Annotated in this window: 11 protein-coding genes; 7 read left to right on the forward strand and 4 right to left on the reverse strand. The window is 72.3% G+C overall.

Annotated features, from left to right (window positions below; all coding sequences use genetic code 11):
- Positions 1 to 16 precede the first annotated feature (16 nt).
- The 3 genes from Cba03nite_RS19695 (at position 17) to Cba03nite_RS19705 (ending at position 9,074) form a co-directional block, all read left to right on the forward strand.
- Positions 17 to 3,649, forward strand: a complete 3,633-nt coding sequence (locus Cba03nite_RS19695; protein WP_203748128.1) for a GTPase — start codon at positions 17 to 19, stop codon at positions 3,647 to 3,649.
- Complete coding sequence (locus Cba03nite_RS19700; RefSeq protein WP_203748141.1) at positions 3,646 to 5,487, forward strand: GTPase; 1,842 nt, start codon at positions 3,646 to 3,648, stop codon at positions 5,485 to 5,487. Before Cba03nite_RS19695 ends, Cba03nite_RS19700 begins: the two co-directional genes overlap by 4 nt.
- 158 nt (positions 5,488 to 5,645) lie before the next feature.
- Entirely contained in the window at positions 5,646 to 9,074 is a 3,429-nt protein-coding gene (locus tag Cba03nite_RS19705; RefSeq protein WP_239125887.1) for a CHAT domain-containing protein, read from the forward strand.
- 182 nt (positions 9,075 to 9,256) lie between these two features.
- Here Cba03nite_RS19705 and Cba03nite_RS19710 read toward each other — a convergent pair whose 3' ends face one another.
- On the reverse strand, positions 9,257 to 11,101 hold the full coding sequence (locus Cba03nite_RS19710) for a hypothetical protein (protein ID WP_203748145.1): 1,845 nt from the start codon (positions 11,099 to 11,101) through the stop codon (positions 9,257 to 9,259).
- A gap of 232 nt (positions 11,102 to 11,333) precedes the next feature.
- Here Cba03nite_RS19710 and Cba03nite_RS19715 point away from each other — a divergent pair, with 232 nt between their 5' ends.
- Positions 11,334 to 11,492 (forward strand): hypothetical protein, encoded by a 159-nt coding sequence (locus Cba03nite_RS19715; RefSeq protein ID WP_203748147.1) that lies wholly within the window; start codon positions 11,334 to 11,336, stop codon positions 11,490 to 11,492.
- Positions 11,493 to 11,595: 103 nt separating this feature from the next.
- Complete coding sequence (gene yidD / locus Cba03nite_RS19720; RefSeq protein ID WP_239125884.1) at positions 11,596 to 12,000, forward strand: membrane protein insertion efficiency factor YidD; 405 nt, start codon at positions 11,596 to 11,598, stop codon at positions 11,998 to 12,000.
- A 24-nt stretch (positions 12,001 to 12,024) separates the two neighbouring features.
- Here the strand turns inward: yidD and Cba03nite_RS19725 are convergent, their stop codons facing one another.
- The 3 genes from Cba03nite_RS19725 to Cba03nite_RS19735 all read right to left on the reverse strand — a co-directional run bounded on the left by Cba03nite_RS19725 (position 12,025) and on the right by Cba03nite_RS19735 (position 15,126).
- Positions 12,025 to 13,197, reverse strand: a complete 1,173-nt coding sequence (locus Cba03nite_RS19725) for a DUF4241 domain-containing protein (protein ID WP_203748149.1) — start codon at positions 13,195 to 13,197, stop codon at positions 12,025 to 12,027.
- Positions 13,198 to 13,339: 142 nt separating this feature from the next.
- Complete coding sequence (locus Cba03nite_RS19730) at positions 13,340 to 14,614, reverse strand: Kelch repeat-containing protein (protein ID WP_203748152.1); 1,275 nt, start codon at positions 14,612 to 14,614, stop codon at positions 13,340 to 13,342.
- Positions 14,611 to 15,126, reverse strand: coding sequence for a SigE family RNA polymerase sigma factor (locus Cba03nite_RS19735; RefSeq protein WP_203748155.1), 516 nt, complete (start codon positions 15,124 to 15,126; stop codon positions 14,611 to 14,613). Before Cba03nite_RS19735 ends, Cba03nite_RS19730 begins: the two co-directional genes overlap by 4 nt.
- Before the next feature lie 215 nt (positions 15,127 to 15,341).
- On the opposite strand from Cba03nite_RS19735, the gene Cba03nite_RS19740 reads away from it, so the two are divergent.
- Positions 15,342 to 15,908 carry an RNA polymerase sigma factor gene (locus Cba03nite_RS19740; protein ID WP_346113513.1) on the forward strand — a complete coding sequence of 189 codons (567 nt, stop codon included), beginning with the start codon at positions 15,342 to 15,344 and terminating at the stop codon, positions 15,906 to 15,908.
- The gene (locus Cba03nite_RS19745) at positions 15,901 to 16,896 is read left to right on the forward strand and encodes a DUF6023 family protein (protein ID WP_203748161.1); all 996 of its coding nucleotides are present in this window, start codon (positions 15,901 to 15,903) and stop codon (positions 16,894 to 16,896) included. Before Cba03nite_RS19740 ends, Cba03nite_RS19745 begins: the two co-directional genes overlap by 8 nt.
- Positions 16,897 to 16,925: the final 29 nt, after the last annotated feature.

The following is a 16,925-nucleotide window of genomic DNA, read 5'->3' on the forward strand; positions in this document are numbered from 1 at the left end:
GGTGGGCGGTGCCCGCATGACCGATGCAGCAATTACCGTTGGCGCGACGTCGGCGTCGGACAGCGGGGCGGAGTTCCAGCGCGCCTGCGCCGCGGCGGTGGCGCAGAGCCGCCCGGTCGCGGCCCGGCTGCGCGAGCTGGTGGCCCGTTTGGACGAGGACCTGTCGGCGGACGCGCTCCAGGACGAGGCCGGGCTGCTGGCCACTAAGACCGCCGCCGCGCTGCGCGCCATGGTCACCGACCAGCTCGCCGACATCGACACGTTCAACGTGGTCTTCTTCGGGCGCACCGGGGCGGGCAAGAGCACCCTGATCACCGCGCTGGGCCGGGGCGACGGCACGCTCATCTCCCCCGGCGACAACGACTTCACCACGGAGGTCGGCGCGCTGCTGTGGCAGGGCAGCCGGCTGGTCGACACCCCTGGCACCGGCGGCTGGGGCCGCACCGTCGACGCCGGGGAGCTGCACGAGCGGGCCCGCGCCGCGGTGCGCACCGCCGACCTGGTGCTGCTCTGCTTCGACGACACCGTCACCCAGATCACCGAGTTCACCGAGATCTCCCGGTGGGTCGCCGAGTTCGGCAAGCAGGCGATCGCCGTACTCAACGTCAAGAACGCCCTGTGGCGGCAGCCACCCCGGGTGCCCGACCCGGCGTTCCGCCGCCAGCTGTCCGACGCGGTGGCGCAGTCGGCGCTGTGGCTGCAGGGCCAGCTCGCCGAGATCGGCCTGCCCGAGGTCCCCATCGTGGCGATTAACAGCAGGCGGGCCGCGTACGCCCGGCTGCCGGAGGACTACGACGGCTACGACGCGACGACCTTCCGCAAGCACCGCCGCGACTACGGCGTCGCCAACCTGATGGCGTGGTCGCATGTCGACGTGCTGGAACGCCTGATGACCAGGGCGATCACCACCGACGCGGTCGGGCTGCGGCTGGGCTCGCTGTCCCGGCAGCTGGTGTCGCAGGCGTCCGGCGGGGCGCGGGAGCTGACCGAGCTGGCCGCCGACCTGCGTGGGCGCGCGGTGGTGGTGGAGCAGGCCATCGCGAAGGTGCTGTGGCTGTTCGGCGACGCGCAGCACCTGCACCACGCGGCCGGTGCCGAAGCGGTGCCCCCGGCCACCGCGCGGGTGCTGGCCAACCTGGAGGAGCTGCAGCGGCGCAGCGGCCAGGCCATCTTCACGGACCGGCCCGGGGTGGTCGTCGACTTCGTCACCAATCTGATGACCTCCCACTTCGGGCCGCTGGAGCGGGACGCGCTGCGCCGCGCCGAGGTGCTGGTCGACGACGCCTTCGCCCGTAACCGGGTCATCGAGGGCGACGAGTTCGCCAAGACCGTCTTCCAGCAGCAGGAGGTCGAGCTGGCCGTGCAGGCCGTGGCGGCGTCGTTCACCAGCCACCTGCGGCACCGCCTCGACGCCGTCGAGGCCGACCTGCATGTCAGCCTGCCCGCGACCAGCACCTCCTTCGACGGCAGCGCGGGCAAGGGCCTGCAGGCGGGCGGCAACTTCGTGCGGTACGGCACGGCGATCGCCGCCGCCGGCACCGTGGTGTTCCCGCCGATGGCCCTGGTCGGCATCGTCGGCGACGTCGTCGGCCGCCGGTTCCGCAAGAAGGGGCTGATCCAGAAGCGGGAGTCGCGGGCGGCGGCGCTGGCCCAGGCCCGGCTGGCCGTCCGCGAATACTTCCTGAACATGTCGCAGGAGGTGCAGGCCCGGCTGCTGCGCATCGCGTTCGACCAGGTCGTGGCCTCGATCAGCGAGCTGGTCCGGTCGGCGCTGTCCCTGCGCGGGCAGGAGCACCGGGCGCTGCGCCAGGCCGCGCTGCTCACCAGCGCGTCCGGCGAGATCGGGCCCACCGGGCTCGGGCGCCATGCCGTGTCGGCGGCGGTGGCCTCGATCGAAGCCGAGTACGCCGCCACCGGACGTCCTGGCCGCCGGGTCTGGCTCGGCGACGACTGGGTCGACGACGCGCCCGGCGCCACGGCCGACGACGGCTCGACCGCGCGGCCGTTCCCGGCCGAGCACCGGGTGGCGGCGGCCCGGGTGACGCAGACGGTACGCCGGGCCCGCCCGGTAGCGGCCGGATCCGCGCAGCGATGGCTGCACACGTGGAAAGGCAACGGCCACGACCCGGCCGCCGATCCCGGCGCCGAGGCCGCCCTCGCGCAGCTCCGGTCCCTCCTTGCCGAGCAGGCGCCCCGCGTGGCCGTGGTCGGCGAGCGGGGCACCGGCAAGACGGCGCTGGTACGGCGGATGGTGTCGCTGACCGGCGCACCGGTGCGGGTGCAGACCGGCCCGACCTCCCAGGTGCACCACTATCCGTGGGAAGGCGTGACGCTGGTCGACACGCCACCGCTCGGCGATCCGGGCACCACCGAGGCGCTGCACGACGCCGCGTTCATCTGGTACGTGCTCAGCCCCAACCTCACCGCGACCCCGCACCTGGCCGGCGTCATCTCCGGCGACCCGGCGAACGGCGTCCTGTCCCGGGCCGACCGGGTGATCTTCGTGATCGGGCACGCCGACGTGATGGGCGCCGACCCGGTCGAGTCGCCGGAGGAGTTCGTACGGCGCTGCCGCCGCAAGGAGGCCGAGCTGCTCAGCGAGCTGCACCGGATCCAGGGCCCGCAGGACCGGCCCATCGCCGCGGTGCAGGTGGTGAGCCTCGCACCGGACCCGGTGACGGGCACCGGGCAGCCCGCCGACTGGGACGGCACCGAGGACTTCTGCGACGGCTGGCGCTCGTCACGGGCCTGGCTGCTACCGTCCGCGGTGGACGCCGGGGTGCTGCTGAGCGCCGTGGGTAGGTTGAGCGGCCTGACCGAGGCGGCACAGCTGGCGAAGGCCGCGGTCGAGGAGGAGATGGACAGCCTGGGCATGCTCCAGGCCGACCTGCGGCTGCGCCTGGAGAACGCCACCGCGCTGCGGTCCGCCGCCGCCGACCGGCTCGACTGGATCGTCACCGGCGCGATCCGCACCCACCTCGACCAGTGGGACGCCGCGACCGACAAGGAGGAGCAGGCCGCCATCGCCCGGCAGATCCTGCACCTGCACGAGCGGCCCGACGTCCAGGCATACGTCGACGAATGGGCCGCCGACACCCAGCGGCAGGTGGAGCACTGGGCGCAGGACATGGAGACCTTCGACCCGGGGCCGGCGATCCCTCACCAGCGCGACCCGAACCTGCGCCTGCAGGCCCGGTTCCTGCAGCGCGCCGCCGAGGCCTCGGTGCTGGGCCGGGCCGGCGGCGCGGTGGCCGGGCTGGCCAAGCTCAAGTCGGTGGGCCGGCTCGCCGGCAAGGGCAGCACGGCCGCCGCGCGGTTCATCCGGATCGCCCCGTTCGTGCCGCTGATCGCGACCACCGCGGAGGACCTGCTGTCCAATGCGTTCCGCAAGCGCCGCGAGGGCGAACGCGAGCAGGGCGAGACCAGGCTGTTCGCCGACGCCCGGCAGTGGGTATCCCAACTGGTCGAGGCCCATCCCGGGTTGTCGTGGCTGTTGACCCAGGGTGGTTTGCTCGAGCAGGCGATCGAGGAGACGTCGCAGCGCCTGCAAGTGGACGCCGAGCAGGTCGAGGTGCTCGGCGCGAGGCTGAGCCGGTACGAGGACGCGCGGATTCTCGCGAACGAGCTACTTGGAGGAGTACACCGATGAGTACGGATTGGGTGCAGCGGCTGCGCGGGGCGATCGAGGCGGCTGCCGGGTCGCAGACCGTGGCCGACGCCGACACCGCGTGGCGTCAGGTCGCCGACTCGGGCACGGTGCGGACCACCCTGGTGGGGCCGTGGAGCGCCGGCAAGTCGAGCCTGATCAAGCGGCTGCTGGTGGAGGACGGCAGCCCGATCCCGCAGTGGCTGACCGTCAGCGCCTCCCGGGAGACCTACGAGATCCGCGAGGCCGGGTCGGCCGGGTTCACCTATGTGGACACCCCCGGGCTGGGCAGTGACGAGCGGCGGCACGACCTGCTGGCGCTGTCCTCGGTCGCGGCGACGGACCTGCTGGTCGTCACGGTGACGCCGCAGCTGCTCGGCACCGACGTGGACCGGCTGACGGCCCTGGTGGACGGGACCGCGATCACCCCGTACGGCGGCGCGTTCTTCCCGCCCGGGGCGCTGATCGTGGTCATCGCCAAGGCCGACATGGCCGGCGTCGACCCGATCGACGATCTCGACGGATTCCGGGCGATGGTCGACCGCAAGCGGTCCGCGGTGGTGACGGCGCTGCAGCGGCGCGTGCGCGGCGAGCTGCCGCCCATCATCGCGGTGGTCGCGGACCTGGGCGGGCAGCACGCCCGCAACCCGAATCCGAGCGCGGCGGCGTTCGCCGAGGGCCGGGAGTGGGACGGCGTGCAGGCACTGCGGGCGGCACTGGCCGCCGGTGACGGGCGGCGGCTGCGGGCGGCGGCGCAGGTGCGGCACTGGGCCAGGACCGGCGCGCTCGCGCTGGAGCAGGCCACCGCGGCGGTCTCCCAGTCGCAGGACCAGCTGCGGCGGATGGAGGCGGACCGGTCGCGGGTGCTGGTGCTGGAGGAGGAGCTGGCGGCCGTGGACGCCTCTGCGGCGAGCCGGCTGCGCGACGAGATCCGCGACGAGATGCACAGCGTGATCATGCAGGGCGGGGTGGACACGACCGCGCAGCTCGCCGAGAAGATCAGCGAGCGGCTGGACTCGTCCGTCGCGGCCTGGCACGCGGAGTCCACCAGCAAGCTGGTGGCGCTGGCCCGGCGCGCCCAGATCGAGCTGACCCCGGTCGCGGCCGGCGCGCTGGCGGCGAGCCCGCACGTCGAGCAGTTCGTCAAGCACGCGGCCTTCCCGGGCCAGCGCGGAGCCGATGCTCAGCTCACCGACTTCGTGGCCAAGGGCCTGCTGCTGGCCGACAAGCTGCAGGAGCTGCGGCTGGGTGTGAAGGGCGCCGACGTGCCGCATCACCTGAACGAGTACCAGGCGCTGGTGGACCGGATCCACCCCGACGCGTACGCGCGGACGCTGTCGCTGCTGGGCATCGACGGCGTGCTCACCGACCCTCGGTACGCGCAGGAGCTGGCGGGCCTGCAGAAGCACGAGGGGGTGAGCGACCTGATCACCTACCTGCGCAAGCCGGGCGGCATCACCAGTCCCGCGCACGCGGAGAAGCTGAAGAACACCGCGCACGCGCTGCGGATCGCGGCGGACGTCGCACCGGTGCTGCTGGAGCTGGTGCACATGCAGCAGCAGGAGCGCGCCTCCCAGCACCTGCGGGACAAGCGGGCCCAACTGCAGCTGCAGGCCGACGGCGCGGCGAAGCGGCTCGCGGACCAGATCCTGTCCGGCGGCGCGCAGAATAGCGGCTGGCGGGGCCAGGTCGCCGAGCTGCGGACGGCGCTGCAGGCCGGGGCACCGAGCGAGGACGACCTGGCGGCAGCGGCACAGCGCGGCCGGGACCTGACCGCGGCCCGCGACAGTCTGGACTCGGTGCTGCGCCAGATGGCCGCCGTGACGAGCCTGGAGGACTGAGGCGCGCACGCCGGCCGGATCAGACGCGGGGCCTGCGCCTGTGCAGGTGCGGGCTCCGCGTTTCATCGCCCGACGGCGGACAACAGCTCAACGGCACCGGAGGTTCAAGCACCACGCTCGGGTAAGCGATACGTTCTGACGGAGGAACGCCTGTGTCCATGTCGCAGCTGCTCGACGTGCTGGAAGCCCGCGTGCAGGCGGCCGCGGCCGGTGATCCGGGCGCCGTTCTCGACGACCAAGCCGTGGACGAGGCCGCCGAGCTGCTTCGACAGGCCGTGGCGGAGAACGACGGCGGTGTGCCGTGGCCGGTCGGCTTCGCGCTGGCATGGCTGCACTGGTTGCGGTATGAGGCCTTGCCCGAGGACGAGGACGAGGACGATCTCCGCTTGGCGCTCTACTGGTTCGAGGCGGTGTACGCGTCCGACCCGCAGGCGCCGATACCGGACGAGGTACGTCGGCACCTGGCCGGCGACCGGTCCGGCGGCGACGGTCACCACGAGGCGGCACGCACGGCGCTGAAGATCTTCAAAAGGGCGATGCTGGCCGACGACCCCGCAGCCCTGGACCAGGCCGTGGATCTGCTCACCGCCGCCATCGACGCCGCCCCGCCTGACCACCCCGACCGCCCCGGATACCTCTCCAACCTCGGCGTCGTGCTGCGAACCCGATTCGACCGCACCGGCGACATCGCCGACATGGACACCGCCGTCACCGTCGGACAGCAAGCCCTGGACGCCACCCCACCCGGACACCCCGACCACGCCATGTACCTGGCAAACCTCAGCGTCGCTCAGCAGACCCGCTACGGGCGCACCGGCAATGCCGCCGACCTCGACGCCGCCATCGCCACCGGGCGACAGGCCGTAGACGCGAGCCCGCCCGACCACGCCGACCTCGCGGGATACCTGTCCAATCTCGGCAGCGCACTGCGAACCCGGTTCGAACGCACGGGTGACACCGCTGACCTCGATGCTGCTGTCGCGGCCGGGCAGCACGCCGTGGACATCACCCCGGCCGACCACTCCCACCGCAGCATGTACCTGTCCAACATAGGCACCGCGTTGCTGGCTCGGTTCAGCCGCACCCGTGACACGGCCGACCTCGACGCTGCCGTCGCCGCCGGGCGGCAGGCAGTGGACGCCACCCCGCCCGGCCACCCCGACCGCCCCGGATACTTGTCCAACCTCGCCATCGCGCTGCGAACCCGATTCGACCACACCGGCGATGTCACGGACCTTGACGACGCGGTCGCCGCCGGGCGGCAGGCAGTAGCGGGCACGCCGCGGGACCACCCCGATCTCGCCATTTATCTGTCCAACCTCGGTTTCGCGCTGCGGACCCGGTTCGGGCGCACCGGCGCCCTGACCGACCTCGACGATGCGGTCACCGCCGGGCAGCGGGCCGTGGACGCCACCCCACCCGGCCACCCCGACCGCGCCGGACGGCTGTCCAACCTCTGCGGTGCGCTGCAGACGCGGTTCAAACGCACCAGCGACGTGGCCGACATCGACGCCGCAGTCTCCGCTGGGCAGCGGGCCGTGGACGCCACCCCACCCGACCACCCGGAACTCGCCGGGTGCCTGTCCAACCTCGGCACCGCGCTGCAGAACCGTTTCGAGCACACCGGCGACGTCGCGGACCTGAACGCGGCGGTCGCGGCCGGGCGGCGAGCGGCGGACCTCGACCCGTCCGACCGATCGCACCTCGCCGCGACCCTGTCCAACCTCGGCATCGCGCTGCGGACCCGGTTCGAGCACACCCGCGACATCACGGACCTCGACACGGCGGTCGACGTCGGGCGCCGGGCCGTGGCCGCCAACCCGCCCGAACCTCCCCAGCGAGCCATGCATCTGTTCAACCTCGGCACCGCGCTGAGGACCCGGTTCGAACACGCCGGTACGACAGGTGACCTTCGCGAGGCAGCCGGTGCGTGGTCACAGGCGGCGGTATCGGCCGGCGCCCCGATCAGCGTGCGGCTGCACGCGGCCCGAGCCTGCGCGCAGGCGACTGTGGAGCTGGACGGTCCCGTCGCCGCGCTGGGTGTGTACAGCGGCGCGTTCGAGCTGCTTCCGCTGTTGGCATGGCGCGGCATCTCCGACGGCGACCGCCGGCACCTGCTGGACGGCGGCGCGGCATCGCTGGCCCGCGACGCGGCGGGATGCGCGATCGCCGCCGGGGACCTGCCGCAGGCGGTCGAGTTCCTGGAGCAGGGCCGCGGTGTGCTGTGGGCCCAGCTCCTCGACGGGCGCACCGACCTGACCGACCTCGAGCACGCCCACCCGGATCTCGCCCGGCAGTTGCACGACTGCCGAGCCGTCCTCGACCAGCCCACCACCGGCCAACGCCCGGACGCGGCGGCCGACGATGCCCGGCGCGACGCCGCACGCCGCTTCGACGCACTCGTCGCCGAGGTCCGTTCCCTGCCTCCCATCGACGGGTTCCCGCACCCCGACCGGTTCCTGCGGCCACCGCAGACGGACACGCTGCTGCCGGGTGAGGACGACGGTCCGGTGGTGGTCGTCAACATCAGCCGGTGGCGCTGCGACGCACTGATCCTTCGCCACACCGGGATCACCCACGTCCCGCTGCCCGGCCTCACCGAAGACGACACGATCGACGCCGCCAACCGCTACCTGCACGCCCTTCAAGGCGCCGCGCACCACGCGGGCAGCAAGGACATCGTCGCTCTGACACCGGCCGGTCCGCCGCCGGAGACCGTCGTCTCCGCTACCCTCGCCTGGCTGTGGGACCACATCGCCAGCGCCGTCCTCGACCATCTCGGGCACACCGGCACCCCCGACGGCGACTGGCCGCGAGTGTGGTGGTGCCCGACCGGAGCGCTGACCATCCTGCCCCTGCACGCCGCCGGGCACCATGCCGCCCGCACCGGCCACACGGTCTACGACCGGGTCGTCTCGTCGTACACCCCGACCCTGCGCGCCCTGGCGCACGCCCGTAACCGCCCCGCCACGGCAGCCACGGCCCCGACCCTGCTCGTCGTCGCCCTGCCCCATACCCCCGGCCAGAGCCCCCTGCCCGGAGCCGACGCCGAACGGCGCACCCTGGCCGGCCTGTTCGGCCAGGCCTACACCGAGCTGGTCGACGGCGCCGCCACCCGCGCCACGGTCATCGCCGGGCTGCGCCACCACCGCTGGCTGCACGCCTCCTGCCATGGCACCCAGAACATGAACGACCCCGCCGCCGGTGGGCTGATCCCCCACGACTGGCAGACCGCGGGCCTCGTCGGGATCGGTGACCTCACCGACAGCACCCAGGCAGGCGGCGAGTTCGCATTCCTGTCCGCGTGCAAGACCGCCACCGGCGGCGGCATCAACCTCGACGAGAGCATCAACATCGCCACCGCCATGCAGTACGCCGGCTGGAGGCACGTCATCGGCACCCTGTGGTCCGTCTGGGACCACGCCGCGGCCACCGTCACGGCCGGCGTCTACCCCGCACTCGTGCACGACGGCGCGCTCGACCCCACCCACGCCGCGCACGCCCTGCACCACACCGTGCGCCGCCTGCGCGACAAGCATCCGGACCGGCCCGGCAACTGGGCGCCTTTCATCCACACCGGCCCCTGACCCGGTGGTGCCGTATCTCCCGCCTACGGAGATGAGCGCCGCTCGGTAGGCGCGGAGCACGTGCTCGTCGGCAACCTGAGCCGAGCTGTAGCCGTCCGGCGTGGCGTTGTGCCTGTGTACACACGCGAGTTCGGCTTCCAGCAGGGGTTTCGGACCATGTTGTGGACCAGCCGCTTTCTAGTTCAGCGTCGTACAGCCCAGGCGAAGCCGAACGCCTCGGCAGCCTCGGCAGTGCTGCCGCCGGCATACCGCTGCTGGCGGCGCGGGTCGTCGTCGGCGAGCAGCCGGACGATCTGGTCGATCACGGTCTCAGGGTCGCCTGCCGGCACTTCGATGTCCGCGATGAACCGCACCCAGACGTCTTCCGCACTGGCGGGCCGTCGGGGATAGAAGTACGACACCTGTACCCGGCCCAGGTCGTTCGGGCGTGCCTCCAACCAATCGGCATGGCAGTCCCAGCGGCCGAGCAGGTCCGGCTGTTCACGTAGCCGTGCCCGCAGCAGCCGGGCGGCGGTCCGGGCAGGCCACTCCCATGAGTGATCGTTCTCGGCCCGGGTGATCTCGGCGTCGTACTGGGCGGCGCCGAAGCGGACGGTCGGGAGATCGAGGCCGGACTGGTCGGGGTTGCGCCAATCGCGCCAGATCACCTCGTCGCCACGGCGCTCGATCGTGACATAAAGCGCGCAGCAGCAGCCTTCGCAGTCCCCCACGGCCAGCCGCACCTCGTGCGCTTCGACTCCGGCACGCAGCCGGTGATCGGGACCGAGCAGGTACTCAGGCTGCTCGGCGGGCCCGGCCGTGAACGCCTCGGCGACGATCGGACGGCCGTCCACGAGGATGCTCGTCTCGACGACGCCGCTCAGTCCCGGGTCCGGAACGGATACGCGGATCGCGATCCGGCTGGGCTCGCCGTTCATCGCTGACTCCATCGGCGGCAGCTGCCCGCAGGTGGTTCTCACCAGCGTGGCCCACCGCACCCGATGGCAGATGCCGGGTTCGGCCGACCGCTCGGCGGCGTCCAGAACGGCTGCCCACGCGGGCTCGTCCAGCAGACGTTCGAGCGCCGCCCGTACGCGGCCCAGTTCACGGCTCGGCCATTCGAGCGTCGCGGCATGGCCCAGGTGGAGGTCCGCGAGCAGCGACACGATCATCGCGTACCTGTCGAACGTGGCGCTCATCTTGTCGGCGGCCGCGGCGAACCCGGACAGCGCGGCCGGCGCATCGGCGTACCAGGACAGCTCGGCTTTGCCGGCTCCGCGCGGTGTCATCGTCACCAGCAGCCAGCCGGCGTGCTCCACGACGTCCTCGCTGATGCCGTCGCCGTCGAGCACCTCGGCGAGCCCGACCGTCTCGGCGATCGCCAGCGCGTTCGTCACGGACGGTCCACCGGGCCTGACGCCCTCGCGCAGCAGCCAGCCGAACGTCGCGGGATCACCGACGGAGCACAGCGCGGTGACGGCATGAGCGTGCCGCCACGGGTCCGACCGCTGGGCCAGCCACACCAGGTCCTCAGCAGCACCTGGGATGTGCTGGAGAACCCCGATGGCCGTCTCGCCGAAGTGCCTGAACAGCAGGCCCAGCATCCGGACCGGTGCGGTGTCGCACGGCTCGGCCACGCCGTGAAGGAGAGCGAGCCCGACGGCCACCCTGCCGCGTTCACGGCTGCGGTATGCCAGGGCCCGCCCGACCGCGCGCCGCCATACCGGATCGAAGGACACCACCGCCTCGGCCAACAGCCACGCGAATCGTGTCTCCGCTCGCAGCGATGTCAGCGCATCGGCCATGACCTCACAGACGCGGTCAGCGGAAGGCTCGTCCTCGTAGATCGACGTCACAATGTCGATCACCTGTTGCCAGCGTGCGACACGCGGTTGGCCGGAGCGGGACAGAACGGCGAAATGGTCCTCGTCGGGATACGGCCGCCCGCCGCCGGGCAGCGGACCGTCCGGATGAGCGAGGTGCAGCATCGTGGCGTGGTCGAGCAGCGTACGTGGTTCGAGCGCCTCGCGCTCGCCGACGTCGCTCACCGGATCGAAGAAGACTCGATTCTGATCGTCACGGTTACCACCCTGTCAGTTTCACCCGGCATCGGCAAGGTGTTTCAACCTGACGGGCTCGCACCGCCCCAAGAACGAGACCCGCAACCACGGCGGCGGTACGTCAGCGGGCGCTGGGGCGACCCGAACCGGTCGCCTGAACGCGCTCGGGTGCAAAGACTGGTTCTACGGGCGGCTGGTCCGGCACATCCCGGATACGCCGTTGATCAGCAAGGTTCAGGAACTGGTGGACGCGGAAGATCCGCTGGTGCGCCTGCGCGCAGTACGTCTGCATGTCGCCCGGCATCCAGCCCAGCCGGTCACCCGAGCGAGCTGGCGGCGATGGTTCTCGGCCGATCGTCCAGGCGAGCGTGCCAGCTGAGCCTCACATCCGCCGGATCTGCTGCGGTTCTACACACGACGCGCACCACTGCCGGCGGTCCGGCCGCTACCTTTCCGCATGAGAACCGATCGGGAGGATCGACATGCCTGCTCTGGAACCGCCCTTTCCGGCCTGCTTCGCCTGCTGCCCCGGCGGCATGTGCTGCGGCGGTGGCGTGGACGACCTCGCGGCCTGGGCACACCTGCCCGAGGTGGCGCTGCGGGCGGTGGCAGGACTGTTCACGGCCGCGCCGGCCGACCGGCAACGGCAGGGCGTCACTGCCCGGTTCGCCGAGAACCTGATCCGCGAGTACCAGCTCCGGATCTCCGCGCGCACCGCCGCACGCTGCCGGTTCAGCCCCAGTTGCAGCGCGTTCGGACTGGAGGCGGTACGCCGCCACGGCGCCTGGACGGGCACCCGGCTGATCTGGCAGCGCCTGTCACGCTGCCGCACCACCGTCGCCTACGGCACCGCCGACCCCGTGCCGGTAGCTGGTGGAGCGGCGTAACCGATCCTCCGCGGTCGCCGTCCGTCAGTCGTCGTCTTCGTCCTCACCGAACAGCAGCATGTCGGCGACGAAGCAGACAACGCCACCGTCGTCGTCGCGGCCGATCCAGACCGGATAGGCGCCGTGGCCCCATCCGCTGGACCAGGCCACCATCGTCTCGTCCTCGACGCCGGTGAAACGCGGCGTGACGAGACCGCCCAGTCCCCGCCACACGTCCTCTGACCGAGCACACGATTCGGCGTCGATGAAGCACGCCATTCCTGCGTCGACGCCGAACCCGAAGTACTCGCGATAGCCCAAGTCAAGCGGGTCCTGACCGTCGCGCAGGCCCAGTTCCCAGGTCGTGGCGGGCCGTTCGGCGACAGCGAGCCGCACGGCGGCCACTCGGGTGTGCTGCGGGTCGGCGACGAAGCGGGCCAGGCTGACCGTCACCGGATAGACGCCTGGCGGCACGGTGACGGTATACGGCTTGGCATCGATGTCGAGTGAGGACGGATCGGCAGCGACCACGCGTCCCGACGGCAGCCGCAGGCACCCTGCCTCGTGTACTTCGATCCGCAGCCCATGGCCCGCCGCCAGGTACTCGGTGCCCGAGACGAACAGCGCTGCCGGGTCACCGGGCGGCAACGGGGACGGCGGGCGCCACGGCGGGACGACGGCAGCCACGACCGGCAACACGAGGTCGACGGCATCGGCGACCTCCACCCCGCCCGCGCCGGCCAGGTTGAGCAGTTCATGCCAGTTCCCGAAGGCAGGGACCGGCAGACGGGGAGGTTCCTCCCAGCGCTGGGTCTGCGTCCTGCGTCCACGGTCGCCGAGCGGCTCATCGATGTCGACCCGACGCCCATCCAGCCGGTACCGGGTGTGATGGCGTGCGGCCACGTGCGGGAACTCGTACTCTCCCGCGTCGTCCGGGCCGTCCCAGGTGCGGCTTTCGAACAGGAACAACTCACCGTCGCCGGAACCGCGGAACTCGTGCGTGGCGACCGTCCGGCCTCGCGCGTCGAGACGGATCACCTCGCAGTACCGGTCACGCCACGACACCTGCAGCACCGCGCGGACCCGGCCGTCTGCGGCCAGCAGGACGGCATACGGGGCGCCGCACGCGTCACGAGCCGCCGCGTCGGCGCGCGTCATCGGGCTGACGACCGCCTTCTGCCAGCCCTCGGCGTACACCGCCGCCATCGTGATCGTCATGGCGCAGGAGTGTAAGCGGCCGGGGCGTGTCCAGCTCGACCATGGTGAGCTTCCGCTGGGCCAGCGATCAGTCCCGGAGGTCGTCGGCCCGGCGCACCGCCCCCACGTGCCGCTACGACAGGCCCCAGACCCGCTCCGTCGATCAGGTGTCAGGCGTCCACAGCCATACGTCGGCGAGCAGTTCCGGGTCCGTGCCGCCCCAGCGTACGCCGCCGAAGATCAGCATGCGGTTGCCGGCGGCCACGACGGTGTGTTCGTTCGCATCGCCCAGTGGCAGCGGTGCGACGTTCTGCCATACGCCGGCGGCGGTGTTCAGCACCGGCCCCGGCTGCCCCGCGTACACCGCGGATGTCGCACCGTAGGCGCTGCCACCGGCCTCGAACCCGCCGGGCGGGTCGGGCAGCGCCGACCAGGTGCCGGTGGCCGGGTCGAGGATCCCGCCGTTCGGGTAGGTCCGGCCCCAGTTGCCGACCTGCCCGCCGTCGGCTCCGCCCAGCGACGGGTTGACCAGCCTGCCTCCCGCGGCCAGCCACGGGCCGGTGGACAGCTGCTGCGAGTCCGGCAGCCGCCGCCACTCGCCGGTGGCCGGATCGAACACGGCGGCGCGGGTGACCGCGGGCTTGCGGGCACCCGGATCGGGCACCAGCTCGTGGTCGAACAGGACGAGTTCCCGGCCCGTCCAGGCCATGGCCCGGTCGAAGCCGGCGCCCAGCGGATCTGCCGGCAGCTGCCGCCAGCGCCGCTGCGGCCTGTCGTAGACGTAGTCCGGCCCGGGGGTGTTCTCGTCGCTGCCCCGCACCGCCACCAGCAGGTCACCGGCCGCGACCAGCTGCAGATCGGCCTCCCCGCCGGGCTGCGGCAGCTGCTCCCAGCGGTCGGCGTCGATCACGTACGCCAGCAGCGCGAACCCGCCGTCGGTGGTGTGGCCCTGGACGTAGGCGACGCCGCCCACGACCGCCCCCTGCGCCCACCGCAGCGCGACCGGCAGGTCGGCGATCGAGCGCCAGCGGCCCGTATCGGGGTTCACCGCTGCGGCACTGGTCAGCGGGTCCGGATCGTCGGCACAGTCGGCATTGGGCGGGCACGGGGTGTCGCTGCCGCCGATGATCAGTGCCTCTTCTCCGGTCCACAGGCCGAGCGCCTGCACACGCGGGCTCAGCGGCGAGCCCGGCAGCTCCCGCCAGCCGGAGACAGCCGTCGCGCCAGGTATCGCCGGTGACCAAGGGCCGGTACCGAAACGGGCCACCCCCACCGCGGCCACACTGATCACCAGTACTGCCACGGCCGCCAAGCCGCCGGCCACCACACGCCGCCGGCGGCGGGCGGCGAACTGCTGCTGCGCGATGACGTGATCGAGCGTGAAACCCGCCGCGGGCGCGTTGCCGATCGCCTCGTCGAAACGGTCGATGTAGCTCACCGCGACTCCCTCCTGTCGGTGGCCGGATCCGGGTCGGCGAGCAGCCGCAGTGTGTGCAGTCCCCGCGCGGCCTGGCTCTTGACCGCGCCTTCGCTGATGTTGAGGATCGCGGCCGTGTCCTGCACGGACAGGTCGCAGTAGAAGCGCAGCACGACGACCGCGCGCCTGCCCGGCCCCAGCTTGTCAAGCAGGGCCAGCAGGTCGGCGCGGGTGTCGACCGTGTCGATGTCCTGCGGCCCGGCAGCCTCCGGCAGTTGCTCGGCGGGCTCCTCACGCCGCCACGGGCGCCGTGTCTCGTCGAGGAAGGCGTTCATGAGAATGCCCCGGACGTAGGCTTCGACGTTGTCGGCGCGGCGCGCCCTGCCCCAGTTGCGGTAGAGCTTGCCCAGCGTGATCGCCACCAGGTCGTCCGCCTGATGCCAGTCACGGCACAGCAGGAACGCCGTGCGGCGCAACTGCTCCATCCGGGCACCGGCGAACTGCCGATACTCGCCTTCGTCAACCGCCTTCACCTGGCTCCTCCCACCGATTCCTACAAGTGACGGAGCCGCCCACCGCGGAGGTTGCCGTGACCGACACGGCTCCGGAAAGTCGGGCGACAAAATCTTGGCGGGTACGCAACCCGGGGCGCGGGGATGTCGTGTTGTCGCCGTCCGGCTGACGGGGTCGGCATGACGGATCGGATGGACAGGATGGCATTTCGATGAGGGCGGCCGGGGAGGACTCGGTGACGCCTGCGCTCGGCGCTGCCCGCGCGTCCGGGCCCACGCGGCTCGGCGGCGCGGAGAAGGGAGGGCGGCACGACTTCGACGAGTTGTACGCGGCGCACTTCACGTCGGTGACGACGCAGCTGTTCGCGTACCTCGGCGACCGGCAGGAGGCGCAGGACGTCACCCAGGAGGCGTTCTGCCGGGCGCTGCAGCGCTGGAAGGACGTCAGCGCGTACGACGACCCGGTCGCCTGGGTGCGCCGCGTCGCCTGGAACCTGGCCACGTCGTACTTCCGGCGGTCCAGGGCCGCCGCCGCGTTCCGGCGCAGACATCAGGAGGTGCACGCCCCGGAGCCCAGCCCCGACCGGGTGGCGCTGTTCGCGGCGCTGCGCACGCTGCCGCCGCGGCCCCGCCAGGCGGTGGTGCTGCACTACCTGGCCGACCAGGCCGTCGTCGACATCGCCGAATCGATGAAGGTGTCGACCGGCACCGTGAAGTCGTGGCTGCACCGGGCGCGGGTCGCGCTAGGTGAGCAGCTGCAGCCGGCCGCGAACCCGGGCACAGAGGAGGTCCGTAATGCCTGAGCAGACTGGGCGCGAGCCGCTGGCCGATGCCTTCTTCCAGTTCCGGATGCAGGCGCCGGAGGAGATCGTGGTGCCGGGGGCACCTGCGGCGCACCGTACCGTGCGGCGGCGGCGCACCGCCCGCGTCTCGGCCGTAGCGGCCCTGACCGCGCTCGCGCTGGCGGCGGGCGGCTACTCGGCGGCGTCGCTGGGCGCACCGGCACCAGCCGGACCCGCGGCCTCGTCGGCGGCCCCCTCCCCCACGGTGTCGGCGGGGCCGACGCTGGGGCCGCAGCAGTTGCAGCAGCTCGGCGTCAGGGCGCTGGAGCGCTTCGGCCTCAAGGCGGAGAAGCTGCGGCGGGGCGCCGTGTACGGGCCGGTGGACGACGCTGCGAGCGGGTTCCGCTACAGCCTCGGCACCGCCGAGCAGCCGCTGCCCACCGGGAGGTACACCCTGTTCGTGTTCTGCCGGGGTGAAGGCAGGATCGCCGTGACCTGGCAGGCCGACACCGGCCGGGGCACCGTCGACGCCCCGTGCAACGACCTCGCCGAGCGCTTCCCCCCGACCCAGCACGTCGAGGTCTGGCTGCACACGCCGGGTCTCATCGCGCTGTCGGTGTCCGGCGACGACGTGGCCCGCGCCCGCTCGGGGTTCGCGGTGATGGTCAACGACCCTCTGATGACCGTCGCGGAGACCGCGCTGCAGCGCACCGGCGGCAGCGGCCTGGGCGGAGGGGTCGGCATGGTCACCGGGGAGACGGAGGACGTCGTCCCGGACGCCGAGGCGGGCACGTACGTGCTGGAGCTGACCTGTGCCGGCACCGGCACGATCAAGGCGACGCTCAAGATGGGCAGCGTCAGCAGCGTCAAGACGGTGCGCTGCTCCGAGCAGCCCGCTCGGGTCACGATCACGATCACGTCGAAGCGCGCCGCCACGCTGAAGGTGCTCATGTCGCGGGATCCGAAAGCACCGCAGGTCGCCGTCGCGGACAAGCTGTGGATGAAGTGAGGCCATGACGGCAGGGAGCGGCGGGCAGT

The organism is Catellatospora bangladeshensis (assembly GCF_016862575.1).
Lineage (GTDB): Bacteria > Actinomycetota > Actinomycetes > Mycobacteriales > Micromonosporaceae > Catellatospora > Catellatospora bangladeshensis.

Coding starts and splice junctions, on each gene's coding strand:
- Cba03nite_RS19745 (WP_203748161.1), top strand. CDS start 15,901: ATGCCTGAGCAGACTGGGCGCGAGCCGCTGGCCGATGCCTTCTTCCAG.
- Cba03nite_RS19705 (WP_239125887.1), top strand. CDS start 5,646: ATGTCGCAGCTGCTCGACGTGCTGGAAGCCCGCGTGCAGGCGGCCGCG.
- Cba03nite_RS19700 (WP_203748141.1), top strand. CDS start 3,646: ATGAGTACGGATTGGGTGCAGCGGCTGCGCGGGGCGATCGAGGCGGCT.
- Cba03nite_RS19695 (WP_203748128.1), top strand. CDS start 17: ATGACCGATGCAGCAATTACCGTTGGCGCGACGTCGGCGTCGGACAGC.
- yidD (WP_239125884.1), top strand. CDS start 11,596: ATGCCTGCTCTGGAACCGCCCTTTCCGGCCTGCTTCGCCTGCTGCCCC.
- Cba03nite_RS19725 (WP_203748149.1), bottom strand. CDS start 13,197: ATGACGATCACGATGGCGGCGGTGTACGCCGAGGGCTGGCAGAAGGCG.